Genomic DNA, 25,541 nt, shown 5'->3' with positions numbered 1-25,541 from the left:
GAACAGGGTCTACGGCAGTACGGGCGGTCCGTCGCTGTCGCCAATTTCCAACTCGGGCATGCACAATTTTTGCAGCGTATCCAAGGGGGCGTTGCGCATGCGCGCCAGTGTCATTTCCGCCAGCGTGACGCCGGTGGCTTCGGGGGTGGGCTGCATGACTGCTGTCACACGGGCGCGCACTACCGAATCTGGGCCTACGCCGTCATAGACAATGATGGACAAGTCACGTCCCAGCATCAGCCCGGAGTGCATGGCTGCATGGACAGCGCCAATGCCCGCCAGGTTGTTGTCTACCAACACGGCGGTAGGGCGGTTCGGCAGGGCCAGCAGGTTCTGCATCGCGGCATAGCCTGAGCGGCGGTCCAAGGCCACGCGCTGCACTGCATCGGCGGCGATTGTGACGTTTTCTGCTTTCAAGGCACCGCAAAATCCATTAAATCGCTGGTCTGCAAAGTTGTATTCGGGATACGCACCGATATAACCTATACGCCGGTGGCCCAAACTCAACAGGCGTTCTGCGGCCATGCGCGCACCGGCCAGATTGTCAAAGTCGAACCAGGCGTAGGGCTCGGTCAAGGTGCTGCTGCGGCCGTAGGCCACGAACGGAACATTGCGGCTTTGCAGCAGCTGCAGGCGGCGATCCGCCACCCGTGTGCGTGGTACTACAAATACCCCGATATGCCGGCCGGTGATGGCGCGCTCATACGCCGCCAACTCATCGTCTGCCGAGGCTGACACGATCAGCAGGTCCATGCTTGCCTGGGCAAAACGGCTGCCCATCGACGAGGCAACCTGCAAAAACTGTTGGTCACCCAGGTCGCCGGTGGTGATGGGGAACACGATGCCTACTGCATCGGCCCGACCCAGGGCCAGACCTCTGGCGCGCGCGTCAGGCCGGTAATGCAGGCGCGCGGCGGCCTCCATGACCTCGCGGCGCGTTGTTGCCGCCACCTCGGGGTAGCCGTTCAGCGCGCGACTGACCGTGGTCAGCGACAAGCCGAGTTCTTCGGCAATCCGTTTCAGTGACATCTCTTTGCAATAGCGTGTAAGTGTGGGGCGTAGGGGTGGCGCGGCAATGGTAGCCCATCGATGGACGGAGGAATGTGTGCACCAATGCTGACGCATGTCTACTCTGGCATCGTTTATGTCGCAATTTTGCAACATAAAGACGATTCGGGTGTCGTGCGATTAGTTCCATGAATGAACTAATTTTTTTGCTAATTTTTTGTATTTGTGAACCTTGTGTAAACCACGCGGGATGCTCGTCTTAAAAGTACGGTTTTCATTGGGAAAAACAAGAAAAGCAAAGGGGGGTTGTGGACGGAGGTTGCGGGCTTTAAAAGTCCTACAAATAAAGCTTCGAAATCGCTGTTTTGGTAACCAATTTGTAACTTCTTCGAGGGTAATTGCTTATCACTGAGAAAACGGAGCCCACAAAGAATGCAGCCAGGTTTGCGGTCCTCTTCAGAGTCTTGGGGGAAATGAAGGCCCCCGTAGAGAGCGCAAAACCTGCACAAAACTTAAATTACTACAGGAGATTCCTTTGAGCCAGTCCATGAAATTTGCCTTCCGGGCAACCGCTGTCGCCGCCATCGCGATGGTTTCCGCTTCCGCTTTCGCAGCTGCTGACTTCGATGCCAACATCGAGTTGGATAGCAAGGTTGAAAACTTGGCACGTGGTGCATCCCAGTCCGGCCGTGTGGAATTGAACGCCAGCAAGAAGATGGGTTCTAAATACTTCATCGCCGGTCGTGCTACCTATTTGGCCCATCCAGACGGCACTGCTGGTGTGGATGACATGTGGGCGCAAATGGGTAGCGATGTGGCTGACGTCAAGTTGGGCCGCTTCGAAGCCGCTAACCTGTTCCAAACCCCTGGCGACGTGCTGGTCGAATACGCGGGTAATGCTCCTTACCAAGCTAACGTGCTGCGCGGCCGTCAAGGTGGCGTGAACGTGGTGCCTAACGATAGCAATCTTGCTGCCTATGGCGCTGGCGTGTTCCACGCAGCCGGCACCGTGCAACTGGGCGGCGGTCTGTCGCTGGAAGTCAGCGGCGTGTCCAGCAAGGGCACGGGCCAAGCCAACGGTATCCGTCCAGTGTTGAGCTACGCGAATGGTCCTCTGCATGTGGCAGCTGGCCTGGAAGGCATCCAGTACCACACCGGCCTGGCCAAGCGCACCACCGGCTTTGGCTTGACGGGTGACTACAACTTCGGCGATGTCGTGCTGACCGCCAACTTCGCCTCTGCCAAGAACGACCAAGACTTCAAGCAAAACACCTTTGCTGTGATGGTCGGTTTCGGTGGTCTGACCCTGGCGACTGTGCAAGGCAACACCAAGACGGCTGGTGAAGACTACAAGGTCTCGACCTTCTGGGCTGCATACGCCATTCCATTCTTTGACGTGAAGGGCGCGACGATCACTCCCGCAGTGTCCTTCTCCAAAGGCAGCGGCTCCAACACCACCAGGGATTCGTCCGGTTTCGCTCTGCGCGTGCACTACGACTTCTAATCCATGCAGCAGTAGCTGCATCGAGCCAATACTCTCTTTCGCGGGTTAGAGAGTGGCAAACCACTTCATGCCCACAACGGTCTTTCTGCCTGTTGTGGGCTTTTTTGTTTCTTGGATTTGGAGCTTGTCGTATGCCGACCTGAGGGCTTTTCAGGGCCTCCCCGGGTAAACCCAGTATTCTTTTCAAAGCGCTTTGAATTTATACTGCACTGGCTTTCACCGGCGACCCAAAAGCCTGCGAACGGGGCCTAGCAGCTCCAGACTTGTGCAGGTGGACCTCGAATAAACCAGGAGACTACATGACAGCAATTACAAAAACTGCGGCCGCTGTGCTGCTCAGCATCGGTGCTTTGGGCGCGCATGCCGCCGGAGTCACGCTCACCATTTCCTGCGGCTCTGTGGGGCAGGATTACGAGTTCTGCAAGAAGGCCGGCGATGAGTGGGCCAGCAAAACGGGCAATACGGTGAAGCATCTGAGCATTCCTCAGTCCACCAGCGACATCCTGGGTTTGTTCCGCCAAATGTTCGCCGCCAAATCGACCGAGGTGGATGTGATCAACGTGGACGTTGTGTGGCCTGGTCTTCTGAAAGACCATTTGCTGGATCTGACGTCGTACACCAATGGTGCTGAAAAGGCCCATTTCCCGGCCATCGTGGCCAACAACACCGTGGGCGGCAAGTTGCTGGCCATGCCGTGGTTTACCGATGCGGGCGTTCTTTATTACCGCAAAGACTTGCTGTCCAAGTACGGCGAAAAGGCTCCCACCACCTGGGCCGAGTTGACTGCCTCCGCCCAGAAAGTCATGGACGGAGAGCGCAAGGCGGGCAATGCGGACATGCAAGGTTTTGTTTTCCAAGCCAAGGCTTATGAAGGTTTGACCTGTGATGCGGTCGAATGGGTGTCCAGCTTCGGTGGTGGCAATATTGTGGACAGCACCGGCAAGATCACCATCAACAATCCTGCTGCAGCCAAGGCCTTGAACACGGCAGCCGGCTGGATCGGCACCATTGCACCCAAGGGTGTATTGAACTATGCGGAAGAAGACGCGCGCGGCGTGTTCCAAAAAGGCAATGCGGTGTACATGCGTAACTGGCCGTATGCCTGGTCGCTCAGCCAGGGGGCAGACAGCCCGGTCAAGGGCAAGGTCGGAGTTGTTGCTCTACCCAAGGGTGATGGAGGAAAGACGGCTGCAACCCTGGGTGGTTGGCAGCTGGCGGTGAGCAAATACTCCAAGAATCCCAAAGAAGCGGCTGATTTTGTGATGTACCTGACCAGTGAGGCTGTGCAGAAGGATCGTGCCATCCGTGGTTCTTACAACCCCACCATTGCCTCGTTGTACAAGGACAAGGAAGTGTTGGCCGCCAACCCGTTCTTCGGCGACCTGTATGACACTTTTGTTGGGGCCGTTCCTCGTCCGGCCACGGTCACGGGTGCCAAGTACAACGAAGTCTCCGCAGCGTTCTGGAATGCCACGCACGAAGTGCTGTCGGGCAAATCCACGGGTGAAGACAGTGTGAAAAAGCTCGAGGGCAAGCTGGATTCGATTCGCCGCGGTCCTAAGTGGTAAGCCTTTACTGTTGAGCCCAGGGGCTGCCAGGCTAAACAGCGTGGCAGCCCGTTCAGCACATCGATCCCAGGAGTCGCCATGCGCAAAAAAACATCCGAACTTACCCGCGAGCGCACACGCAGTGCCTGGATATTTCTGGCGCCAACCTTGCTGGTGCTATTGCTGGTGGCGGGCTGGCCGCTGGGCCGCACGATCTGGTTCAGCTTCACAGATGCTACGCTGGAGAACATTGGCGAGTCCTCTTACAACATGGTGGGTTTGCAGAACTATTTCGGTAAATACGGCGTGTTTAATCTGGAAGCGGTAGAGGGTTTCTGGAACACCGACTGGGGTATGGCCATTCGCAATACCTTCAAGTTCTCGATAGTTTCGGTGGTTATTGAAACCATACTGGGCATCATCTTTGCGCTGGTGCTGAACGCGAATTTCAAGGGCCGCTCCTTTGTGCGAGCGGCCGTGCTAGTGCCTTGGGCCATACCTACCATTGTGTCGGCCAAGATGTGGGCCTGGATCATGCACGACCAGTTTGGTGTCATGAATGCCATGCTCAAGGGGGCGGGCATCATCGATCACAACATCGCCTGGACCGCTGATCCCGACTACGCGCTGTGGTCGGTCATGCTGGTCGACGTGTGGAAGACCACACCCTTCATGGCCCTGCTGACCTTGGCGGCGCTGCAGATGCTGCCAACCGATTGTTATGAAGCCGCCCATGTGGACGGTATCCACCCGATACGGGTGTTCTTCAAGGTCACCCTGCCGCTGATCTGGCCGGCTCTGATGGTCGCTGTAATCTTCCGTTTGCTGGATGCGTTGCGGGTGTTCGACATCATCTATGTGATGACCTCCAACAGTGTGGACACCATCAGCATGTCGGGCTTTGTGCGGCGTGAAATCGTGGATAACAACTATGTGGGCTATGGCTCGGCCGCTTCCACTGTGTTGTTTCTCATCATTGCGGTGTGCACTCTGCTGTACCTCAAGCTGTCCCGGGTAGACCTGGGTGGCAAGAAATAAGGAGATCCAGCATGAACCACACTTTTCAAAAAATACTGGGCTCCATCGGCCTGTACGCCCTGGTGGCGATCATCTCGCTGTTTTGCCTGTTCCCGTTTTATTACGCCATCGTCACTTCATTGAAGTCGGGTACCGAGCTGTTCAGCAGTTCGCTATGGCCTGCCGCACCTTCGCTGAAGAACTACATCGCCATGTTTACGGTGGCAGAGCACCCCTTTGGGCGCCACATCCTGAACTCGGTGGCGGTATCGACCATGGTGGTCATCGCCTCGTTGTTCCTGGGCGTGACGGCGGCTTACGCGCTGGGCCGCATCCAGTTCCGCGGTCGCGGCCTGCTGCTATTGACCGTGCTGGCCGTGTCCATGTTCCCGCAGGTGGCGGTGCTGTCGGGCATGTTCGAACTGATGCAGGCTTTCGGTCTATACAACCACTGGTGGGGCCTGACCCTGCCGTACATGGTGTTCACGCTGCCGTTCACCGTGTGGGTGCTGACCACCTTTGTGCGCGACCTGCCCAAGGAGCTGGAGGAGGCCGCCATCATGGACGGCTGCACCCCTTGGGGCATCATCGTCAAGGTGTTCTTGCCGGTGATGTGGCCGGCTCTGGTGACCACCGGGCTGTTGGCTTTCATTGCCGCCTGGAACGAGTTCATGTTCGCCCTGACATTCGTCCTGAACAACAACGACCGCACCGTGCCGGTATCCATTTCCCTCATCAGCGGTGCCGACAAATATGAAATTCCGTGGGGCAAGATCATGGCGGCCTCGGTGCTGGTGACCTTGCCGTTGATTGCCCTGGTGCTGATATTCCAGCGCAAGATTGTGGGTGGTTTGACCTCTGGCGCAGTGAAAGGCTGAGCATGGCGCAGGCAAATGGGTGGTGGCGTGGCGGGGTGATCTACCAGATCTACCCGCGTAGTTTTCAAGATAGCAATGGCGACGGTATTGGCGACCTGACCGGCGTGGTGCAACGCCTGCCCTACTTGGCCGAGCTGGGTGTGGATGCAATCTGGCTGTCGCCGTTTTTCCAAAGTCCGATGAAGGACTTTGGCTACGACATTTCGGACTACCGCCAGGTGGATGGCATTTTCGGCACGCTGGCCGACTTCGATGCCGTGGTGGCCAAGGCCCATGCTTTGGGCATCAAGGTGCTGATCGACCAGGTGCTCAGCCACTGCTCCGACCAGCACCCCTGGTTTGTGGAGTCGCGCTCCAGCCGCGACAACCCGCGCGCCGACTGGTTCGTCTGGGCCGACCCCAAGGAAGACGGCACACCGCCGAACAACTGGCTGTCCATCTTTGGCGGCAGCGCCTGGCAGTGGGACACCCGCCGCTGCCAGTACTACATGCACAACTTCCTCACCAGCCAGCCTGACTTGAACTTCCACAACCCGGAAGTGCAGCAAGCGTCTCTTGACAATATGCAGTTCTGGCTGGACCGGGGCGTGGATGGTTTCCGCCTGGACGCTGTCAACTTCTGCGTGCACGACGCGCAGCTGCGCGACAACCCGGCACGCGGCATGCCTACGGACGATCCCTCCGTGAACAAGGTCAACCCCTATGGCTGGCAGCGCCATTTGTATGACAAGAGCCAGCCGGAGAACCTGGATTTTCTGCGCCGCATCCGCAAGCTGCTGGACCAGTACCCGAATCTGATGACCGTGGGTGAAATCGGCGATGACGATGCTGCCGCCCGTATTGCGGAATACACCAGCGGTGGCGACAAGCTGCACACCGCCTATGCGTTTGACCTGCTGGGCCCGCGCTGCGATGCCCGCTTTGTGCACTCCGTGTTGCGTAACCTGGAGGCCGTCAACCAAGACGGCTGGGCGTGTTGGGCACTGTCCAACCACGACTGCGTGCGTGTGGCCAGCCGGTGGAAGCAACCGGGCGACAACCATGCTTGGCAACGCCTGGTGTTTGCCATGCAGCTCAGCCTGCGTGGCTCGCCCTGTATCTACCAGGGCGACGAGCTGGGTCTGACGGAGGCGACCCTGGCCGTGGAAGATTTGCAGGACCCGTATGGCATTGCCATGTGGCCCGAATTCGTGGGGCGCGATGGTTGCCGTACGCCCATGGCCTGGGACGTTAATGCAGCCCATGCCGGCTTCAGCACGGCAGCCAAAACCTGGCTGCCGATGTGGCCCGAGCACCTGCCGCTGGCGGCGCGCAGCCAGATGGCGGACCCGGATTCGCTGTTCCATTTCTACAAGGCCATGCTGGCCTGGCGCCGTGGTTTTGAGGTGCTGCGCACCGGCAGCATCGAGCTGCTGGCGGAGCACGATGCCGTGCTGGCTTTTGTGCGTCGCAGTGGTGATGCTGCATTGCTGTGTGCTTTCAATATGGGGACAAATGCCGTGCGCTATGCCTTGCCCGCAGGCCTGCAAGTACGCAAGGTGGAGACGCCGTCTGGCTTGCCATCCGGCCGCCAGGACGGCCAAGACTTGGTGTTGCCACCGTATGGCGTGCTGTTCGCGACGCTTTAATTCAGAAATAAGTAGGAGACAACCATGTCAGAAATCCGCTTCCGTGACGTGCACAAGCGCTACAGCAGCAGCGTGCCAGACACCATCCGCAAAGTAGACCTGGATATTGAGCGCGGCGAGTTCGTGGTGTTTGTTGGCCCTTCGGGTTGTGGCAAATCCACATTGCTGCGCATGGTCGCCGGCTTGGAGGACATTACCAGCGGCGAGCTCAGCATCAAGGGCCAGCGCATGAACGAAACCCCGCCCTCGCGCCGCGGTGTGGCCATGGTGTTCCAAAGCTATGCGCTGTATCCGCACATGAGCGTGTACGACAACATGGCTTTCGGCCTGAAGCAGGCCAAGACCGACACCGCTACGGTGGAGCAGCGGGTGCGCAAGGCCTCCAAGATCCTGCAGCTGGACCCGCTGCTCAAGCGACTACCCAAAGAGTTGTCCGGCGGCCAGCGCCAGCGGGTGGCGATTGGCCGGGCCATCGTGCGCGAGCCGGATGTGTTCTTGTTCGATGAGCCGTTGTCGAACCTGGACGCTTCGCTGCGCGTGCAGACCCGGCTGGAGATCGCCAAGCTGCACAAGGACATCGGCACCGCCAGCATGATCTACGTAACCCACGACCAGGTCGAGGCCATGACTTTGGCCGACAAGATCGTGCTGCTGAACGCCGGCGAGGCGGTGCAGCGTGATGGCAGCGTGGCCCAATGCGGCGCGCCGCTGGAGCTGTACCACCGACCAGTCAACAAGTTCGTGGCCGGCTTCATCGGCAGCCCGAAGATGAACTTTGTGGAAGCCCGCTTGAGCCACGCCTCCGGCGCCGAGGCGGTTGCCAAGGTGGCCGAGGTGGATGTGCATGCTGTGGTGGATGCATCGCGCGTGGCTGCGAACAGTGCCGTGACCTTGGGCGTGCGCCCCGAGCATGTGCAGATCGTGCCGCAAGGTGGCGCCAACGTGGTGGCCGGCCTGGTGGCATTCCTGGAGCAGCTGGGCGAAGCCAGCTATATCTATGTGCGGCTGGCCGGTGGCGAGCTGGTCACGGTGCGTGAAAACGGCCAGACCCGCTGCAGCGTGGGCAACCACGTGCACCTGTACTTTCCGCCGCACTGCATGCATTTGTTCGACGCGGAGGGCGTGGCCGCCAAGCGTACGGCCGACCCGGAAATCCTGGGTCAGCCCATGGTCGCCGGTGTGTCCATTTCGCGTGCGGGTGCCAGCGCCTGAGCACCAACAGGCCCGCAGGTTTCATATAAAAATAGCTGCTAGCGCAGGTAATTCCTGCGCTAGCAGCTATTTTATTTGTAGCGACTGGTTTTAGACTTCCAGGTTATCGATCAGCCGGGTGCTGCCCAGCCGCGCGGCGGCCAGTACCACCAGGGGTTCGTCGGCTACGGGGCGTTGCAGGTCGCTGCGTCGGCGCGCCACCACATAGTCGGGCAGCCAGCCGCGCTGGCGTAGCGTGTCCATGGCCTGGGCTTCCAGGCCGGCGATGTCTGTGCCGCCCTGGCGTAGGGCTGTAGCCAGGGTGCGCAGTACGCCAGATAGTTGCACCGCCTCGGCGCGTTCGTCTGGGCTCAGGTAGCTGTTGCGGGAGGACAGGGCCAGACCGTCCGCAGCGCGGCAGGTGCCGCCGCCCAGCACCTCCACCGGCAGTGCAAACTGCTGCACCATGCGGCGTATCACTAGCAACTGCTGGTAGTCTTTCTGGCCGAATACGGCCGTGCGCCGGCCCTGGGCCTCGGAAAAAACGCACTGGAACAGCTTCATCACCACGGTGCATACGCCAATAAAAAAGCCGGGGCGGAAGTGACCTTCGAGCAGGTCGGCAATTTCAGCCGGCGGGTGGACCTTGAAGCTTTGCGGCTCGGGGTAGAGTTCTTTCTCGTTCGGCGCAAACAGCACATCACAGCCCGCAGCCTGCAGCTGGGCGCAGTCTTTGTCCCAGGTGCGCGGGTAGCTGTCGAAGTCTTCGTGCGGCAGGAACTGCAGTCGGTTCACGAAGATGCTGGCCACGGTCACATCGCCCAGGGGCTTGGCCTGGCGCACCAGGGCCAGGTGGCCTTCGTGCAGATTGCCCATGGTTGGCACAAAGGCCGGGTGCTGGAAGCCGCCCAGGTGGGCGCGCAGTTCTTCAATGGTGTGGGCGATGAACATCGGCAAGAATCAAAAATGGAGCTTATGGCTGGCGGATAGGCGGGCTGGGTGCCCGTCCGGTCCGCCCGGCCTGCGCCTTATAGCTATTACCAGGCGTGCTGGCTGTTGTCTGGAAAACTGCCGTCTTTCACGGCGCGTACATAGGCTTCCATCGCGCCGCGCACGCTGGTGTTGTCCAGCATGAAGTTGCGTACAAAGCGCGGCATCTTACCTAAATTGATACCCAGCATGTCGTGCAGCACCAGCACCTGGCCGGCCGTGTCCTTGCCCGCACCGATGCCGATGGTGGCGCAGTGCTTGAGTTCGGTGGTCAGCTCGGCCGCCAGTGCGGCAGGCACCATCTCCAGTACCACCATGGCGGCGCCGGCATCTTGCAGCGCATGGGCGTGCAGGCGCAGCGTGCTGGCCGCCGCGTCGGACCGGCCCTGTACGCGGTAGCCGCCCAAGGCGTGCACGGTTTGAGGCGTCAGGCCCAGATGGGCGCAGACGGGTATGCCACGCTCGACCAGAAACTGCACGGTGTCGCTGGTCCAGCCACCGCCTTCTAGCTTGACCATGTGCGCGCCAGCCTGCATCAGCACCGCCGCACTGCGCAGGGCTTGCTCACGGCTTTCGTGGTAGCTGCCAAACGGCAGGTCGGCAATCACCCAGGCGGTGGCCTGGGTACGTTGCAGGCCGCGCACCACGCTTTCGGTGTGGTAACGCATGGTCTCCAGGCTGACGCCCACGGTGTTGTGCAGGCCCTGGCAGACCATGCCCAGTGAGTCGCCGACCAGCAGGCATTCCACGCCGGCGGCATCGGCCACGGCGGCGAAGGTGGCGTCATAGGCCGTCAGCATGGTGATCTTTTCGCCACGGTCGTGCATTTCCGCCAGGCGGGGCAGGCTGATGGGCTTGCGCTGCGCCAGCGGGCTGGCCGGGGGCAGGGTGCCGTAGGGAGAGGCAGCGGCGACGGTGGAGGTGTTCATGGCAAGTCCTTGATGGGTTCGACCGTATTCGGGTCGAGGGGGCCGATATTACCCAGGCGGGCCTTCAACGACTGGGGCTGGCCTGTCAGGATGGCGGCGTAGTTGGTGGTGTTGGACAAGACCTTTTTCACATAGTCGCGGGTCTCGGTGAACGGCACATTCTCGGCCCATATGGCGGCTTCCAGCACCGGGCCATTGCGCCAGCTGCGGGGCCGGCCCGGTCCGGCGTTGTAGGCTGCCGCGGCCAGGGCCATGGAGCCGGTGAAGTCGTCCAGCACCAGCTTCAGGTAGCCGGTGCCGATGGTGATATTGGTGTCGCGGTCGTTCAGCTGGTCGGCGGTGAAGCCGGCCAGGCCGATCTTCTTGGCGGTCCAGCGGGCGGTGGCTGGCATCACTTGCATCAGGCCGGAGGCGCCTACGCCGGAACGCGCATCCATTACGAAGCGCGACTCCTGGCGTATCAGGCCGTAGACAAAAGCGGGGTCCAGGTTGATCTCTCGGCTGCGCCGCACCACGGTATCGCGGAAGGGCATGGGGAAGCGTTGGTCAAAATCCATCACGCCCCGGGTGCGGTCACTGGTGTTGATGCAGCGGTCCCATACTTCGCGCTGGCAAGCCAGCTCGGCGGCAGCCAGCAGCTCGCGGTCGTTCATGCCGCCGGGGCTGTGCAGATTGGTTGTGTAGTTCCATTCGCGATTGCCTTCGCTGCGCAGGCCCAACTGGATCGCTGCCAGGCTGCGTTGCAGGCCGAGGTTGGCGCGGGCCGTGTCACGTTCCTCTGCCGTGGTGCTGGCCGGGCGCGGCGGTACGCTGATTTTCTGGCCCAACTCTTCCAACGCTAGCTGTTCGTAGAAGCCGCGTACGCCAGCAATGCTTTGCAACAGGCGCTTGGGCTCTTCGCGGTCCAGGTCGGATTTGGCCAACGCCTGCAGTGCGCGTGCGCGCCAGTACACCCAGGTGGCGTCCTGTTGCCCGTCGTCGCCCATGGCTTCGGTGGCGTTCAGCACATCTTTCCAGCGGCCCATGCGCAGAGCGCTGCGGGCCTTCCAGGCCAGCATGTCATCGGTCAGGTCACTGTCTTTGCTGACCTTGGCGAAGTAGTCCGGCGCGGCCAGTGACAGGCGCATGGCGGCCTGCTTGCCGATCACACCCCAGGTCCAGTTGCGTTCCTCGGCATTGAGCTGCGAACCCCATTTGGCGTCCAGTACCGTGGCGGCCGCATCGGCATCGTTGATCGCCATCTTGATCACGGCCAGCATGATGATTTCGCGCCGCGTGCGTGACAGGGCGGTGACCTTGCTGGTCAGAAACTTGGCGGGGCTGTCGTTCAGGCTGTTCAGCAGGGGCAGCGATTCGGGTGCGACGATTTCCACAGCTTTAGCGGCCATGCGCGGGCGGTTGGCCTCTACCGCCAGCCGTGCCTTGCGCCAGATGTCCAGATCCTTGAATTTCTTGGCGGCGTAGAGCTGGCCTGCGGCCTGGGTGCAGCCGTCGTCCGCGTCGCGCTGGGCGTACCAGTTGCGGCGTACTTCGTCCGCCAGGGCGGGCGGTGAATCGGCGCCTTGCTTGATCTGCTCGATCAGCAGGGCGTAGCAGCGCACCTCTCGGTCGTCCACCATGCGGTAGCGCGCGTGTTCGTCTTCAAACGTGGTCCAGTCTCGGCGTTGGCCCAGCAGCAGCAGCCAGTCGTTGCGCAGGCGGTCTTCCTGGTAGCTGGCCGGGAAGCGGCTGCTGAAGCTCTGCATGTCCAGGGGGGTCATTTCGTCCAGGCGCAGCCGCTGGTCCCAGTAGGCGGCCCAGGGCTCCAGGATATGGCCATGCACCTGGGGCAGCAGGGCAGCTACGCGCTTGCGGTCACCACGTTTGAAGGCTTGGTTGATGTCCACCATGGCGCTGTCGGCGACAGGATCGGACTTGGGTTGGCTACAGGCCGAGCCTGCGAATACGATACCGAGGGCGAGCGTGAACGATGTCAAAATGGCTGGAACTTGCATGTGGGGATTATGGACAACTCAATGAACGACAAGGCACTGGACAAAAAAGCCCTGCGCGAGGCGCTGGTGGCACAACGCCTGGAGATGCCCGACCGCTTGGAGCGTGCCGATTTGCTGCAAAGGGTGATGCGTATCTGGCTGGTGGGCCGGCCCGACACCGTGATTGGCGCCTACTGGCCCATCAAGGGCGAGTTCGATCCCTTGCCCGCCTTGCACCGCTGGAAGGAAGACGGTGAACTGCTGGATGGTCCGCAACTCAAGCGCATTGGTCTACCCGTGGTCAACAAGCAGCACAAGACCATGACTTTCCATGCCTGGTACCCGGGCTGCCCCATGGAAGAAGATGCCTACGGCATTCTCAAGCCCCAGGCCACTGAGCTGGTGTTCCCCTCGCTGTTGTTTGTGCCCTGCGTTGGCTATGCCGCCGGGGGCTACCGCCTGGGCTATGGTGGTGGTTTCTATGACCGCATGCTGGCCAGCCTGGACCCCAAGCCTTTCACGGTAGGTTTGGGCTTTACCCAGGGGTATTTGGATGAATTCGAGCCCGAGCCGCACGACGTGCCGCTTGATGCGATCCTGAACGATAACGGCGTCGTCTGGCCAGCTGGTTGAACACCCCCCAGGCTTGCCCACTGTCCCGACATCGGCTTGAAAAGCCGAAGGCGCATGTAGCCGCCAACCCCCCTTGCATCGGTTTGTAAAACCGATGCAACATGCAGGGGGGGCACAACCAGCGGCCTGGCCAAGCCAGTTCCGCGGTTGTTCTGGAACGGGCTTCGCTGTGCTCGCCCTACTGCGAGAAGAAAACCGCGTTTTTCTAGTTACGCCGGCTTGTAGGCAATAACGTCGATTTCCACCTTGGCGTCCACCATCAAACGGGCTTCGGTGGTGGAGCGGGCGGGTTTCTTTTCTCCAAAGTAGCCCATGTACACGCGGTTGAAGGCGCCGAAATCGCGTGCGTCTTCCAGCCACACCGTGGTTTTGCACACATCGGCTAGCGTGCAGTCAGCCAAGGCTAGTACTTGCGTTAGGTTCTTCATCACCTGGCGGGTCTGCGCTTCAATGCCACCGGCCACGATTTCGCCTTTTTCATCAGCGGGCACCTGGCCGGATACATAGATGAAGTCACCTGCGCGCACAGCGGGCGAGAAGGGGCGGGGTTGCTGGTCGGACGCGACGGGTGGGTTGCCTAAATGGATCAGCGGCATGCGGGGGGCTCCTGTGGGCGGGTTGGTTCAGGCCCCATTCTGGCACGCAGCACGGTTTTTGCACCTCTTTGGTGAAAGTATTTTTCATTAAACAAGGGTGTTCACCTATTTTTTGGTGATTTTCCTTGGCATATTCTTTGCGTTGTGAAAATTACTTTCAATCCAAAGGATTCGCGATGAAGCCCTCCACCCCCGCCTTGCTCCGCCGTACGGTTCTGCTGCTGTCCATGGGCGCGGCTTTATTGCCTTGGACCGTGCACGCACAGGCACCCAAGTCTGCCCTCAATCTGGCCATGGTGGCCGAGCCGCAAACCCTGGACCCGATGGCCAGCAGCGCCGACCTGGTCGGCACCATCATGCAGCACGTCTACGAGCCGCTGTTCACTTTTGATGCTAAATGGAATGTGGTGCCTATGCTGGCTGAAGCCATGCCCAAGGTATCGGCCGATGGCAAGCAATACACCATCACGCTGCGCGCCGGCGTGCAACTGCACAACGGCCGGGCGTTGACTGCAGACGACGTGGTGGCCAGCCTGAAGCGCTGGATGGAAGTTTCGCCGCGCGGCAAAGCGTTGGCCAAAGAAGTCGATGACCTGTCTGCCAAAGGCCCGCTGACCATTACCATCAGCCTGAAAAATCCGTACGCACCGCTGCTGCCGCAGCTGGCTTTGCCATCCGGCATGGCGGCCATCATGGCCAAGGAGTCGATTGCCCAGCCCTTGAAGGAATTTGTCGGTACCGGCCCTTACAAGTTCAAAGAGCGCCACCCGGATCAATACGTGCTGTTGACGCGTTTTGACGGCTATAGCGCACGCAAAGAAGCACCGAACGGCTACGGCGGCAAAAAGACTGCGGTGGTCGAAGAGCTGCGATTCATTCCGGTGCCGAATGCCAACACCCGCGTGGAAGGTTCGCTGTCTGGCCAGTTCCAGTTTGCCGATCTGTTGCCCATCGAAGCCCTGCCGCGCCTGGAAAAAGCTACCGACAAGGTGATACCCATCATGACCCCGTCTTTTGGCTTCCCTTACCTGGTGTTCAACACCAAAGAAGGTGTGATGGCCCCGCTGGCCGTGCGTCAGGCCGTGCAAGTGGCGCTGGGCGAGGGCGAGATGCTGGCTGCCGGTTTCGGTGACACGCGCTTTTTTACCGCCGAAGGCAACCATTTCCCCAAAGGCACACCGTTCTATTCGGCTGCCGGTGTGGACCACTACAACGAACGCAATCCCGCCAAGGCCAAGGCGGCCGCCGCTGCTGCCGGCTACAAGGGCGACCCCATCCGCATCCTGACCAGCCGCCAGTACGACTTCCACTACAACATGGCCTTGATCATGGCCGAGCAGCTGAAGAAGGCCGGCTTCAAGGTGGACTTGAATGTGGTGGACTGGGCCACCCTGGTGCAGCGCCGCAACGACTCCAAGCTGTGGGACATCTATGTGACCCATTCCGGCCAGTTCCCCGAGCCCATGCTGTCGCCGCCGCAACTCGGCGATGGCGCGCCCGGCTGGTGGTCCACGCCCGCCAAGCAGGCCGCGCTGTCGGCGCTGAACCAGGAAACCAACCCCGCCAAGCGCGCCGCGCTGTGGGGCAAGGTGCAGCAGGTGGTGTACGACGAAGTGCCTTACATCAACGTGGGCAAGTTCAACAGCCTGTCGGCCAAGTCGCCAGCGCTGGAGGGCTACACACCCGCTACTTGGCCGTTCTTCTGGAACACCGGCCTGAAGAAGTAAACCGGGGCGGCCTGCTGCCGTTCTGATTCCGCCCCCCGTCCCGTCCCTTCCACCCATTCACAGGAAATGCCATGCCATCTCGTGTTACTGACCAGGAATTGCACTATGACCACACAGCTGCCAGCCGCAGACACTTTCTCAAAGCCTCGGCCGTCGTTTCTGGCCTGGGAGCTTTGGGTTTGACCGCGCTGAGCGCGCAAGCCGCTAGCTCTGGCCCGGTGTACGCCTATGTGGGTACCTACACCGATGGCGGCAAGCCCTGGCGCGGAGGCCGTGGCCTGGGCGTACACCAGTTCGCGCTGGACAGTGCAACCGGTGCTCTCATGCCCATCGCCGGTGCACCGGCGGCGGTATTGAATACCGGCGACGCGGGCAGCAAGCTGCGCAACCCGGCTTCGCTGGCACGCCATCCGTCGCTGCGCATGCTGTATGCCGGCAACGAGTTCTCTGCGGTGGCCGGTGCGGACAGCGGCGGCTCGGTATCGGCCTACCGCATCGAGGCCAATGGCGCGCTGTCGTTCGTCGCCGAGATCGCTTGCGGCGGCAAGGACCCGGCGCACATCAGCGTCCACCCGGACGGCCGCTTCTTGTTCACCGCCAACTACTCGAGTGGCGATGTCAGCGTGATCGCGCTGCGCGCCGATGGCGGCTTTGATACCGACAAGCCAGTGGCTGTCTACAAGGATGTGGATGCCTGCGGCGGCACGCAGTGCAAGCCCGGCGCCGATGTGGTGCCCAAGGCCGCACTGTCCCATGAGGGCTTTGCCACCAGCGACCACGATGGCCCGCATGCCCACATGGTGCACAGCGACCCGGGCGGCAACTTTGTGCTGGTGGCCGATCTGGGCCTGGACCGTGTGATCTCGTACAAGTTCGACCGCGGCACCGGCGTACTGAGCCAGCCCAGCAGCGTGGCGGTGTCGGAAAGCTCGGGCGCGCGGCACTTCTGCTTCCACCCGAATGGCAAGTGGCTGTATCTGGTGAACGAAGAGGCATCGACGATTGCCTTCATGCGCTACCACAGTGGCACGGGTGTGCTGACCCTGGTCAGCGAAACCTCGGCCTTGCCGCCGGGCTTCAAAGGTACCAGCTATGCGTCCGGCATCCGCATGCTGCCCGATGGCCAGCACTTTGTGTCCTTGAACCGCTTGCACGACTCGATTTCGCTGTTCAAGATCAATGCTGCTGGCGAGCCTAAGCTGGTGCGTGAAGAGTGGACGCGTGGCAACTACCCGCGCAGCTGTACCCTCGACCCGAGCGGCAAGTTCTTGTACGTGTGCCACAACAAGCAAGGCGACAACGTGACCATCTTCCGAGTAACCAAGGGCGACATTCAATTCACCGGCCAGTACGTGGCGGTGGGCAGTGCATCCTCGATAGAGTTCTCTGCGTAGGTTTTTTGAAAATATCCGCAGCGGGCTTTCGCTGCTGCGGCTGGTTTGCTTGAGGAGAGATTCTGTGTATCGCTATATTGCCTCCCGCATCGCGGGCATGCTGGTGGTGATGGCGCTGGTAGCGGTACTGGTGTTCATCCTCACGCGGGCCGCGTCCGGCGACCCGATCTCGGTGCTGCTGGGCGACCAGGCCACGGCCGAAGACATTGTCCGCGTGCAGCGCGAATACGGGCTGGACCAGCCCCTGGTCGTGCAGTTCGGCTACTGGCTGAAAGAACTGGCGCATGGCAACCTGGGCCAGTCCATCTTCTTGCAGCGCCCTGTGACCCAGGCGCTGTGGGAGCGGGCCGAGCCCACCACCTTGTTGGCACTTCTGGCGGTGGCCATTGCCGCGCTGATCGGCGTACCCAGCGGCATCGTTTCTGCTGTGTACCGCGGCAAGTGGATCGATCAGGTGGTGACCGGGCTGGCCATGCTCGGCGCCAGCATTCCCAGCTTCTGGCTGGGCCTGGTGCTGATGCAGATTTTTGCCGTGGCGCTGGGCTGGTTTCCGGTGTCCGGCTATGGCGATCCGGGCGCGACGCTGGGCGAGCGTCTGCACTATCTGGTGCTGCCGGCCACCGTGCTCGGCGTATTGAACTCGGCGCTGATCATCCGCTTCACCCGCGCGTCCATGCTCGACGTGCTGGAAGAAGACTATGTGCGCACCGCCCGCGCCAAGGGTCTGACCGAGAAGGTCGTCATCCTCAAGCATGCGCTGCGCAATGCCCTGGTGCCCATCGTCACCGTGCTCGGTCTGACCACGGCCCTGATGATCGGCGGCGCGGTGGTGACCGAGACCGTGTTCGGCCTGCCCGGCGTCGGCAACCTGGTGGTGAACGCCGTGCTGCGCCGCGACTATCCGGTCATCCAGGGCGCTCTGCTGGTGATCGCCGTGATCTACGTGGTCATCAATTTCCTGGTCGATCTGCTCTACATGCTGGTCGATCCACGCGTGAAGTATTGAGCTTGTTCCGTTATGAAAATCCCCCACGTTCTGCAAAAACTATTCCGCCGCCGCATCGTGCTGGCGGCCGCCATCTGCTTGCTGCTGGTCGTCATCGTGGCCATTTTTGCCAGCGTGCTGACGCCGTTTGACCCGAACGACACCGCGGTCAGCCAACGCCTGTCCAAGCCGACGATGGAGCACATCCTGGGTACCGACGAGCTCGGCCGCGACCTGTTCGCCCGTATCGCATTTGGCGGGCGGTATTCGCTCACCATCGCCGCACTGACTGCGGGAGGTGCTATCGCTTTTGGTACTTTGTTCGGTCTGCTGGCCGGCTTCTTCCGCAAGCTGGATGCGCCGGTGATGCGCGTCGTGGACGCGATGATGTCCTTCCCCGACATCCTGCTGGCAATCGCGCTGGTGGCGATCCTCGGCCCGTCGATGCTGAACGTGGTGCTGGCCCTGGTGCTGGTCTACACGCCGCGTGTGGCGCGGGTGGTGCGGGCATCGACCCTGGTGGTGCGCGAGCTGCTGTTTGTCGAGGCTGCGCGCGCGCTGGGCGTGTCCACCGGGCGCATTCTGTGGCGCCACATCCTGCCGAACCTGATGTCGCCGATCCTGGTGCAGACTTCGTTCATCTTCGCCTACGCCATCCTGGCCGAAGCCGCCTTGTCCTTCCTGGGTGTCGGCGTACCGCCCGAGATTCCGACCTGGGGCACGATGGTCGCAGGCAGCCAGCAGTACGCGCAGCAGGCGCTGTGGATCGTGCTGTTCCCTGGCCTGGCCATCATCCTGACGGCGCTGTCGCTGCAGTTGTTGGGCGACGGCGTGCGCGACCTGCTGGACCCCCGGCTAAAGAAGTCCCTATAAAACTATGTCTATCCCCACGACCCCCCCGACTCCCAGCCACACACGGCTGGATGTACGCCATCTCAGCACTTTCTTTGATACCGACGAAGGCCTGATCCGCTCGGTGGCCGACGTCAGCTTCCAGATCCATCCGGGTCGCACCACCGCGCTGGTAGGCGAGTCTGGTTCGGGCAAGTCCGTCACCAGCCTGACCCTGATGCGCCTGCTGTCACGCACTGCCAGCACCCAGGTCAGCGGCGAGGCGCTGTTCACCCAGCGCGACGGCCGCACGGTGGACTTGCTGCAGCTGCCCGAGTCGCAGATGCGCGCCATCCGCGGCAACGAGATTGCGATGATCTTCCAGGAGCCGATGACCAGCCTGAACCCGGTGTTCACCGTCGGCGAGCAGATAGCAGAATCGGCCCGCCTGCACCTGGGCCTGGACGCCGCCGCCGCCATGGCCCACGCCCAGCGCATGCTGGAATTGGTGGAGATCCCGGCCGCCGCCCAGCGCGTCAAGGAGTACCCGCACCAGCTCTCAGGCGGCATGCGCCAGCGTGTGATGATCGCCCTGGCCATGGCTTGCAACCCGACCCTGCTGATCGCCGACGAGCCCACCACCGCACTGGACGTGACCATCCAGGCGCAGATCCTGGCGCTGATGCGGCGCCTGCAGGCCGAGACCGGCATGGGCATTCTGTTCATCACCCACAACCTCGGCGTGGTGGCCCACCATGCCGACGAGGTGGCGGTGATGTACGCCGGGCGCATCGTCGAGGCCGCGCCAGTGGTCGAGCTGTTCGCCCAGCCGCGCCATCCCTACACCCAGGGCCTGCTGGCCTGCCTGCCCGCGCAGCAGCGCAAGCGCGCGCTGAACGCAGATGGTAAACGCCGCCTGTACGCGATCCGCGGCCAGGTCTCCAGCCCCTTATCACCGCCACCCGGCTGCGCATTCGCACCGCGCTGCGATCTGGCGCTGCCGTTGTGCCAGCAGGCCATGCCGGTGCTGAATGCCGAAGGCCCGGGCCGCTGGGCCCGCTGTGTGCTGCCGATAGAGCAGCGCAACGTGATGCAGCACAAGGAGGCCGCATGAGCGAAGCCCTGATCGAGGTGCGCGGCCTGCACAAGTATTTCGGCGCCAGCACGCGTCCGGTGCGCGCGGTGGACGACGTGTCCTTCGCCATCCAGCGCGGCGAAACCCTGGGCCTGGTGGGCGAGTCGGGTTCCGGCAAAAGCACCATAGGCCGGACCCTGCTGCGCCTGGTGGAAAGCACGCAAGGCCAGGTGCTGTACCGCGGCGAAGACCTGGGCAAGGCGTCCGACAGCCGCATGCGCGCGCTGCGTAGCAAGCTGCAGATGATCTTCCAGGACCCGTATGCCAGCCTGAACCCGAAGATGCGCATCCGCGACATTCTGGGTGAAGCGCTGCAGGTGCATGGCCTGCATGCCGGCAAGCAGGCCCGCGCCGCGCGCATCGCCGAGCTGCTGGAAACCGTGGGCCTGCGGCCCGAGCATGCGGCGCGTTATCCGCACGAGTTTTCGGGTGGCCAGCGCCAGCGCATAGGCGTAGCCCGTGCCTTGGCGGTGGAGCCGGAATTCATCGTCGCCGACGAGCCGCTGTCGGCACTGGACGTGTCCATTCAGGCCCAGGTGGTGAACCTGCTGTGTGATCTGCGCGACAAGCTGTCGCTGACCATGCTGTTCATCTCGCACGATCTGGACGTGGTCGAATACCTGTGCGACCGCGTGGTGGTTCTGTACCTGGGCCGGGTGATGGAGGTGGCGCCTACAGCCGATCTGTTCAGCCAGCCGCTGCACCCATACACCCAGGCGCTGCTGGCCGCATCGCCCAAGCCCGACCCGCGGCACAAGAGCGTGCACGTGCCGCTGCAGGGCGACATCCCCAGCCCGATCGACCCGCCGTCTGGCTGCGTCTTCCGTACCCGCTGCCCGCACGCGATGGCGCTGTGCGCCGAGCAGCGCCCTGAACTCAAAGACCTGGGGCAGGGCCGTTTCAAGGCCTGCCTGCGCGATGATCTACCCCTGGTGAACATGGAATGAATATGACTCTGCAAGATATCCTCGACCCCCAGCTCGACGCCTCGTTCAAAGGCTTTCCGCAGAACACGGCTCCGCTGCGCCGCTCTGCCGTAGCAGCGCAAGGCTGGAACGTGCTGGACGGCGACCTGCCGCTGCCGCTGGCCATCGTCAAGCGCGATGCCGTCACGCACAACCTGTCGTGGATGCAGCGCTTTGCCACCGAGCGCGGTGTCGGCATGGCGCCGCATGGCAAGACCACCATGTCGCCGCAGCTGTTCCAGCGCCAGCTGGATGCGGGTGCCTGGGGCCTGACCTTTGCCACCGTCGGCCAGGTGCGCGCCGGCGCCACCACCGGCGCGCGCCGCTGCCTGATCGCCAACCAGGTGCTGACGGCCTCCGACCTGCAAGGCATCCAGACTCTGCAACAGGAATTCACCGGCCTGCGCATCGCCTTCTTGGTGGATTCGCTGGCCCAGCTGGCATTGATTGAAGCCTGGTTCAACGCCCACCCGCAAGCCACCCCGTTCGAAGTGATGATCGAGATCGGCGTGCCCGGTGGCCGCACCGGTTGCCGTACCCATGCGGATGCGCTGGCCCTGGCCGAGCGCCTGCACCAGAGCAGCGCCACGCGGCTGGTCGGCATCGAGTGCTACGAAGGCGGCGGCGCCAGCGGCAAGACCGAGCCCGACAGCGCCTACGCGGATGCGTTGATGCAGCGCGTCGCCGCCATCGCCCTGGTCTGTGACGCGGCAGGCTGGTTTGCCGACGACGAGGTGCTGATCACGGCCGGCGGCTCGGCCATCTTTGACCTGGTGGCCGAGCAGCTGAAACCCGCGCTGTCGCGCCCGGTGCGCGGTCTGCTGCGCTCGGGCTGCTATGTGACGCACGACCACGGTTTCTACAAGCGCATGGTGAACGCGGTAAACCAGCGCCTGGGCTGCGAAGACGGCTTGCATCCGGCGATTGAGGTTTGGGCCAGCGTGCAGTCCTGCCCCGAGCCTGGCCTGGCGATCCTGGCTGTGGGGCGGCGCGACCTGTCCTATGACCTCGATCTGCCCACACCGATAGCCTACAGCCCGCGCGGTGGCCGCAGCATCCGCACGGCACCTGCCGACTGGACCGTCAGCGCCCTGAACGACCAGCATGCCTATTTGCGCTGGACGGATGCCGGCAGCGCACTGCTGCAGGTCGGCGACCGCGTGGCGCTGGGGATTTCGCATCCTTGCACCACCTTCGACAAATGGCGCTGGATGCCGGTGGTCGATGCCGACTATGGCGTCTGTGATGCGCTGGTGACCTGTTTCTGAAAGCCTGCATGTCCTCTGGCGTACTCCAAAAAATCGCGGCCCTGATGGTCAGCGCACCGGCCGGCCGGCGCAAGGTGCTGGCCCTGGTGCTGCAAGACCCCGAGCGTGTGCTCGATGAAAGTTTTGAAGCCCTGGCCCAGCGCTCCGGCAGCTCGGTGCCCACCATCATGCGCACCTGCCGTGACCTCGGTTATCCGGGCCTGCGTGAATTCAAGCTGGCGCTGGCGCAGGAGATGGCGGTTGGCGGCTCGCCGCTGCACCGCAAGGTGCGGTTGGAGGACGATGCGGCCCAGGTGATCACCAAGGTCATCAAGGGTGCGGCCTCGGCCATCAACAGCGTGCCGGCCCAGCTGAGCGTGGAGGCGGTGGAAGCCGCGGCCCGCGCCATGGCGGCGGCCACGCGGGTGGATTGCTACAGCGTCGGCGCCACATCGAGCTTCATGGCCTCCGACATGCAGGCGCGGCTGTTCCGCCTGGGGCTGGTGGCGAATGCCTATCTGGACATGCATCTGCAGCTGGTGTCTGCCGCCACGCAGATGCCCGGTGGCGTGGTGTTTGCCATCTCGCACGTGGGGCGCATGCCTTCGTTGATAGAAGCGGTGGACGTGGCGCGCAGCCAGGGCGCCACGGTGATTGCGCTGACCCAGCAAGACAGCCTGCTGGCCCAGCATGCCGACATCGTGCTCGGCATCCATGTGCCCGAAGACCCGGTGATGCATGTCGGCACCGAGGCCTACTTAGTGCACCTGACGGTGATTGAAATATTGACCGTGCTGGTGGCCCAGCGCCTGGGCGACCAGGCGGTGAAGCGCCTTGGTGGTGTGCATGAAATCCTCAGCACCCGCGGCGTGGATATGCGGCACCACCCGCAGCTCAGCTGGGGCGTAGACCCTGCCGAGCCCGGAGACGGCGCATGACGCAAGCCGCTGTGCTGCTGGAGCAGGGCCGCATCATCGACGGCACAGGCGCGCCTGCCTGGTTGGGCGACGTGCTGCTGCAGGGCGACCGCATCGCCGCCATGGGCCCCAAGCTCGCCATAGATCTTCCCGGGCTGCAGCGCATAGATTGCCGCTACCGCGTGATCGCGCCCGGCTTCATCGACGTGCACACCCACGACGACAACCTGGTGCTGCAATCGCCCGGCATGTGGCCCAAGTTGTCGCAGGGCATCACCACGGTGGTGACCGGCAACTGCGGTATTTCGCTCGCGCCCTACCAGGTGCAGCAGCCGCTGCCGCCGCTGAATCTGCTGGGCCATGACGCGTTCAAATACCCGGCTTTTGAGGCCTATACCGCGGCGGTCGACCAGGCCCAGCCGGCGGTGAATGTGGCTTCGCTGATCGGCCACACCACCTTGCGCTTTGCCTGCATGGCCGACATGGACCAGCCGGCCAGCGCGGAGGAGCTGGAGCGCATGTGCGCGCTGCTGGCCGAGTGCATGGCCCAGGGCGCCACCGGCCTCTCAAGCGGCCTGTTCTACGAGCCAGCATTTGCTGCGCCCATGGAAGAGGTGGTGCGCCTGGCCCAGGTGGTGGCGCAGTTCGACGGCGTCTACGCCACCCATTTGCGCAGCGAGATGGCGGCCATCATCGAGGCCTTGCACGAGGCCGGCGACACAGCCCACATCGCCGGCGTGCCGCTGATCATCTCGCACCACAAATGCGCGGGCCCGGCCAACTGGGGCCGCACCTTGCAGACCCTGCCGCTAATCGAGAAGCTGGCCGAACGGCAGAGAGTGGCCATGGACGTCTACCCCTACCTGGCCGGCTCCACCGTGCTGCGCGAGGACCTGGTGGACGGCGTGATCGACGTGCTGCTCAGCTGGTCGACCCCGCACCCCGAGATGGTGGGCCGCCTGCTGGCCGATATCGCGGCCGAGTGGGGCGTAGACCAGCAAACCGCCTGCCAGCGCCTGCAGCCCGGCGGCGCCTGCTACTTCCAGATGCACGAGGACGACGTGAAGCGCGTGCTGGCCCATCCCCTGAGCATGATCGGCTCCGACGGCCTGCCGCACGACCAGCATCCGCATCCGCGGCTCTGGGGAGCCTTTCCGCGCGTGCTGGGCCGTTACTGCCGCGAGCAGGAGCTGTTCACGCTGGAGCAGGCGGTCTACAAGATGACGGGGCTGTCGGCGCGCAACTTCCGCCTGCAGCAGCGCGGCCAGCTGCAACCCGGCTGGTTTGCCGATGTGGTGGTGTTCGACCCGGCACGGGTGCAGGACATGGCCAGCTACGCGAGCCCGCTGGAGCGCTCCATCGGCATCGAACAGGTCTTCGTCAACGGCCGGTTGGCCTGTGAAGCAGCAAGCGACGGCGTGCTGCAGCGCGCCGGGCGCATGCTCACGCGTCAGTCGAAGTGATCTACCGTATCCGGGTCCGGCCCATCGCCTATGGCTTTGCGGGTCGCCAGGGCCTGTAGCTGCAGCCAAGCGCAGAAGGCCTTGATCTCGGGCCGGTCTGCGCTGCGCGGGCCGACCACCATCCAGTAGGCCACGGGCGAGTCCAGCCGCATATGCGGCAGTATTTCCACCAGATCGCCACTGGCCAGGCTGTCGGCAATCAGTGGCATGCGCGCCAGCGCGATGCCTTGCCCGGTGAGCGCGGCTTGGGCGATCTGGTGGGCGTAGTTGAAGAACATCCAGCGTTTGGGTTCTATATGCTCCAGCTGGTGCACCTCGAACCAGCGCCGCCAAGACAGCCATTCCAGGTGGTTCGCACGGTGTGCGTCACCAGCCTCGATCAGTGCGAAATGCGCCAGATCTTCGCCGCGCACCAAGGGCTGGCCGGTTTTCAGTAGCCAGGGGCTGGCCACGGCGGTCAGCTGTTCGCCAAACATGCGTACCGCGCCTGGCGGCACCATGTCGGCCTTGGCGTAGCGCAGTGCCAGGTCCACATCGGCGGTTTCCAGGTCGATCAGGTTGTCGGTGGCGTCGATGCGGATGTCGATGTCCGGGAATTCGCTCTGGAAGGCCTCCAGCCGGGTGATCAGCCACATGGATGCGAACGAGGCCCAGGTGCTGACGGCCACGCTTTTGCGCCCCGCGCTGCGGCGGATCATGCGCACCGTGCTGTCCAGCTGCTCCAGCGCGTGCGTTACGCTACGCATCAATTGGGAGCCCGCGCCAGTCAGCTCGACAGCCCGGGTGTGGCGCAGGAACAGCGGTACGCCGACTTCTTCTTCCAGCGCCTGGATCTGCCGGCTGACGGCCGATTGGGTCAGCGCCAGCTCCTCGGAGGCGGCGCGGAAGTTCAGGTGCCGGGCCACGGCGGTGAAGGCGCGTAGCTGGCCCACGCTGATGGGGCGGGTACGTAAATGGGTTTGGGGTTGGAGCATGGGGGGAGT

General features: G+C 62.6%; 22 protein-coding genes. 16 read left to right on the top strand and 6 right to left on the bottom strand.

The window, feature by feature from the left end; all coding sequences use genetic code 11:
* Nucleotides 1-9: 9 nt before the first annotated feature.
* Complete coding sequence (locus tag AC07O2_RS01025) at nucleotides 10-1,029, bottom strand: substrate-binding domain-containing protein (protein WP_495073881.1); 1,020 nt, start codon at nucleotides 1,027-1,029, stop codon at nucleotides 10-12.
* A 514-nt stretch (nucleotides 1,030-1,543) separates the two neighbouring features.
* Between AC07O2_RS01025 and AC07O2_RS01020 the strand changes: the two genes are divergently transcribed.
* The 6 genes from AC07O2_RS01020 to AC07O2_RS00995 all read left to right on the top strand — a co-directional run bounded on the left by AC07O2_RS01020 (nucleotide 1,544) and on the right by AC07O2_RS00995 (nucleotide 8,794).
* Nucleotides 1,544-2,512, top strand: coding sequence for a hypothetical protein (locus tag AC07O2_RS01020; protein ID WP_495073880.1), 969 nt, complete (start codon nucleotides 1,544-1,546; stop codon nucleotides 2,510-2,512).
* Between the two features lie 299 nt (nucleotides 2,513-2,811).
* The gene (locus tag AC07O2_RS01015; protein WP_495073879.1) at nucleotides 2,812-4,080 is read left to right on the top strand and encodes an ABC transporter substrate-binding protein; all 1,269 of its coding nucleotides are present in this window, start codon (nucleotides 2,812-2,814) and stop codon (nucleotides 4,078-4,080) included.
* Between the two features lie 78 nt (nucleotides 4,081-4,158).
* Nucleotides 4,159-5,097 (top strand): carbohydrate ABC transporter permease, encoded by a 939-nt coding sequence (locus AC07O2_RS01010; protein WP_495073878.1) that lies wholly within the window; start codon nucleotides 4,159-4,161, stop codon nucleotides 5,095-5,097.
* An 11-nt stretch (nucleotides 5,098-5,108) separates the two neighbouring features.
* Nucleotides 5,109-5,954: a carbohydrate ABC transporter permease gene (locus AC07O2_RS01005; protein WP_495073877.1), complete on the top strand. Its 846-nt coding sequence runs from the start codon at nucleotides 5,109-5,111 to the stop codon at nucleotides 5,952-5,954.
* A 2-nt stretch (nucleotides 5,955-5,956) separates the two neighbouring features.
* Nucleotides 5,957-7,582, top strand: a complete 1,626-nt coding sequence (locus tag AC07O2_RS01000) for an alpha-glucosidase (protein ID WP_495073876.1) — start codon at nucleotides 5,957-5,959, stop codon at nucleotides 7,580-7,582.
* Nucleotides 7,583-7,606: 24 nt separating this feature from the next.
* Entirely contained in the window at nucleotides 7,607-8,794 is a 1,188-nt protein-coding gene (locus AC07O2_RS00995; RefSeq protein ID WP_495073875.1) for an ABC transporter ATP-binding protein, read from the top strand.
* Between the two features lie 90 nt (nucleotides 8,795-8,884).
* On the opposite strand, the gene panC is transcribed toward AC07O2_RS00995, so the two are convergent.
* The 3 genes from panC to AC07O2_RS00980 form a co-directional block, all read right to left on the bottom strand.
* Nucleotides 8,885-9,724, bottom strand: coding sequence for a pantoate--beta-alanine ligase (panC, locus tag AC07O2_RS00990; protein ID WP_495073874.1), 840 nt, complete (start codon nucleotides 9,722-9,724; stop codon nucleotides 8,885-8,887).
* 86 nt (nucleotides 9,725-9,810) lie between these two features.
* Nucleotides 9,811-10,692, bottom strand: a complete 882-nt coding sequence (gene panB / locus AC07O2_RS00985) for a 3-methyl-2-oxobutanoate hydroxymethyltransferase (RefSeq protein WP_495073873.1) — start codon at nucleotides 10,690-10,692, stop codon at nucleotides 9,811-9,813.
* Entirely contained in the window at nucleotides 10,689-12,686 is a 1,998-nt protein-coding gene (locus AC07O2_RS00980; protein ID WP_495073872.1) for a lytic transglycosylase domain-containing protein, read from the bottom strand. The genes panB and AC07O2_RS00980 overlap by 4 nt, the downstream gene beginning before the upstream one ends.
* A gap of 36 nt (nucleotides 12,687-12,722) precedes the next feature.
* Between AC07O2_RS00980 and AC07O2_RS00975 the strand changes: the two genes are divergently transcribed.
* Complete coding sequence (locus AC07O2_RS00975; RefSeq protein WP_495074217.1) at nucleotides 12,723-13,298, top strand: 5-formyltetrahydrofolate cyclo-ligase; 576 nt, start codon at nucleotides 12,723-12,725, stop codon at nucleotides 13,296-13,298.
* Between the two features lie 209 nt (nucleotides 13,299-13,507).
* On the opposite strand, the gene AC07O2_RS00970 is transcribed toward AC07O2_RS00975, so the two are convergent.
* Nucleotides 13,508-13,894: a RidA family protein gene (locus AC07O2_RS00970; RefSeq protein WP_495073871.1), complete on the bottom strand. Its 387-nt coding sequence runs from the start codon at nucleotides 13,892-13,894 to the stop codon at nucleotides 13,508-13,510.
* Between the two features lie 176 nt (nucleotides 13,895-14,070).
* Here AC07O2_RS00970 and AC07O2_RS00965 point away from each other — a divergent pair, with 176 nt between their 5' ends.
* From AC07O2_RS00965 to AC07O2_RS00925, 9 genes are all read left to right on the top strand, one after another.
* Complete coding sequence (locus AC07O2_RS00965) at nucleotides 14,071-15,621, top strand: ABC transporter substrate-binding protein (protein WP_495073870.1); 1,551 nt, start codon at nucleotides 14,071-14,073, stop codon at nucleotides 15,619-15,621.
* A 71-nt stretch (nucleotides 15,622-15,692) separates the two neighbouring features.
* Nucleotides 15,693-17,015, top strand: a complete 1,323-nt coding sequence (locus AC07O2_RS00960) for a lactonase family protein (RefSeq protein WP_495073869.1) — start codon at nucleotides 15,693-15,695, stop codon at nucleotides 17,013-17,015.
* Between the two features lie 64 nt (nucleotides 17,016-17,079).
* The gene (locus AC07O2_RS00955; protein ID WP_495073868.1) at nucleotides 17,080-18,021 is read left to right on the top strand and encodes an ABC transporter permease; all 942 of its coding nucleotides are present in this window, start codon (nucleotides 17,080-17,082) and stop codon (nucleotides 18,019-18,021) included.
* 12 nt (nucleotides 18,022-18,033) lie between these two features.
* Entirely contained in the window at nucleotides 18,034-18,873 is an 840-nt protein-coding gene (locus AC07O2_RS00950) for an ABC transporter permease (RefSeq protein WP_495073867.1), read from the top strand.
* A 4-nt stretch (nucleotides 18,874-18,877) separates the two neighbouring features.
* Nucleotides 18,878-19,945 carry an ABC transporter ATP-binding protein gene (locus AC07O2_RS00945; RefSeq protein WP_495073866.1) on the top strand — a complete coding sequence of 356 codons (1,068 nt, stop codon included), beginning with the start codon at nucleotides 18,878-18,880 and terminating at the stop codon, nucleotides 19,943-19,945.
* On the top strand, nucleotides 19,942-20,913 hold the full coding sequence (locus AC07O2_RS00940) for an ABC transporter ATP-binding protein (RefSeq protein ID WP_495073865.1): 972 nt from the start codon (nucleotides 19,942-19,944) through the stop codon (nucleotides 20,911-20,913). The genes AC07O2_RS00945 and AC07O2_RS00940 overlap by 4 nt, the downstream gene beginning before the upstream one ends.
* 2 nt (nucleotides 20,914-20,915) lie before the next feature.
* Nucleotides 20,916-22,199, top strand: coding sequence for an amino acid deaminase (locus AC07O2_RS00935; protein WP_495073864.1), 1,284 nt, complete (start codon nucleotides 20,916-20,918; stop codon nucleotides 22,197-22,199).
* Nucleotides 22,200-22,207: 8 nt separating this feature from the next.
* Entirely contained in the window at nucleotides 22,208-23,116 is a 909-nt protein-coding gene (locus tag AC07O2_RS00930) for a MurR/RpiR family transcriptional regulator (RefSeq protein ID WP_495073863.1), read from the top strand.
* A complete protein-coding gene (locus tag AC07O2_RS00925; RefSeq protein ID WP_495073862.1) occupies nucleotides 23,113-24,558 on the top strand; it encodes an N-acyl-D-amino-acid deacylase family protein in 1,446 nt (481 codons plus the stop codon). The genes AC07O2_RS00930 and AC07O2_RS00925 overlap by 4 nt, the downstream gene beginning before the upstream one ends.
* Here the strand turns inward: AC07O2_RS00925 and AC07O2_RS00920 are convergent.
* Nucleotides 24,546-25,532: a LysR substrate-binding domain-containing protein gene (locus AC07O2_RS00920; protein WP_495073861.1), complete on the bottom strand. Its 987-nt coding sequence runs from the start codon at nucleotides 25,530-25,532 to the stop codon at nucleotides 24,546-24,548. The two genes, AC07O2_RS00925 and AC07O2_RS00920, sit on opposite strands and share 13 nt — an antisense overlap.
* Nucleotides 25,533-25,541: the final 9 nt, after the last annotated feature.

Source organism: Rhodoferax sp. GW821-FHT10B06 (assembly GCF_059415605.1).
Note: the sequence above shows the minus strand (reverse complement) of the source record. Positions and strands in the feature narration are given on the sequence as shown.

What these genes read in the sequence shown, in the direction of transcription:
- panC (WP_495073874.1), bottom strand. Translation starts at nt 9,724, where the DNA reads ATGTTCATCGCCCACACCATTGAAGAACTGCGCGCCCACCTGGGCGGC.
- AC07O2_RS00960 (WP_495073869.1), top strand. Translation starts at nt 15,693, where the DNA reads ATGCCATCTCGTGTTACTGACCAGGAATTGCACTATGACCACACAGCT.
- AC07O2_RS00940 (WP_495073865.1), top strand. Translation starts at nt 19,942, where the DNA reads ATGAGCGAAGCCCTGATCGAGGTGCGCGGCCTGCACAAGTATTTCGGC.
- AC07O2_RS00935 (WP_495073864.1), top strand. Translation starts at nt 20,916, where the DNA reads ATGACTCTGCAAGATATCCTCGACCCCCAGCTCGACGCCTCGTTCAAA.
- AC07O2_RS00945 (WP_495073866.1), top strand. Translation starts at nt 18,878, where the DNA reads ATGTCTATCCCCACGACCCCCCCGACTCCCAGCCACACACGGCTGGAT.
- AC07O2_RS00920 (WP_495073861.1), bottom strand. Translation starts at nt 25,532, where the DNA reads ATGCTCCAACCCCAAACCCATTTACGTACCCGCCCCATCAGCGTGGGC.
- AC07O2_RS01000 (WP_495073876.1), top strand. Translation starts at nt 5,957, where the DNA reads ATGGCGCAGGCAAATGGGTGGTGGCGTGGCGGGGTGATCTACCAGATC.
- AC07O2_RS00980 (WP_495073872.1), bottom strand. Translation starts at nt 12,686, where the DNA reads ATGCAAGTTCCAGCCATTTTGACATCGTTCACGCTCGCCCTCGGTATC.
- AC07O2_RS00930 (WP_495073863.1), top strand. Translation starts at nt 22,208, where the DNA reads ATGTCCTCTGGCGTACTCCAAAAAATCGCGGCCCTGATGGTCAGCGCA.
- AC07O2_RS00925 (WP_495073862.1), top strand. Translation starts at nt 23,113, where the DNA reads ATGACGCAAGCCGCTGTGCTGCTGGAGCAGGGCCGCATCATCGACGGC.
- AC07O2_RS00965 (WP_495073870.1), top strand. Translation starts at nt 14,071, where the DNA reads ATGAAGCCCTCCACCCCCGCCTTGCTCCGCCGTACGGTTCTGCTGCTG.
- panB (WP_495073873.1), bottom strand. Translation starts at nt 10,692, where the DNA reads ATGAACACCTCCACCGTCGCCGCTGCCTCTCCCTACGGCACCCTGCCC.
- AC07O2_RS00995 (WP_495073875.1), top strand. Translation starts at nt 7,607, where the DNA reads ATGTCAGAAATCCGCTTCCGTGACGTGCACAAGCGCTACAGCAGCAGC.
- AC07O2_RS01005 (WP_495073877.1), top strand. Translation starts at nt 5,109, where the DNA reads ATGAACCACACTTTTCAAAAAATACTGGGCTCCATCGGCCTGTACGCC.
- AC07O2_RS00970 (WP_495073871.1), bottom strand. Translation starts at nt 13,894, where the DNA reads ATGCCGCTGATCCATTTAGGCAACCCACCCGTCGCGTCCGACCAGCAA.
- AC07O2_RS01010 (WP_495073878.1), top strand. Translation starts at nt 4,159, where the DNA reads ATGCGCAAAAAAACATCCGAACTTACCCGCGAGCGCACACGCAGTGCC.
- AC07O2_RS01025 (WP_495073881.1), bottom strand. Translation starts at nt 1,029, where the DNA reads ATGTCACTGAAACGGATTGCCGAAGAACTCGGCTTGTCGCTGACCACG.
- AC07O2_RS01015 (WP_495073879.1), top strand. Translation starts at nt 2,812, where the DNA reads ATGACAGCAATTACAAAAACTGCGGCCGCTGTGCTGCTCAGCATCGGT.
- AC07O2_RS00950 (WP_495073867.1), top strand. Translation starts at nt 18,034, where the DNA reads ATGAAAATCCCCCACGTTCTGCAAAAACTATTCCGCCGCCGCATCGTG.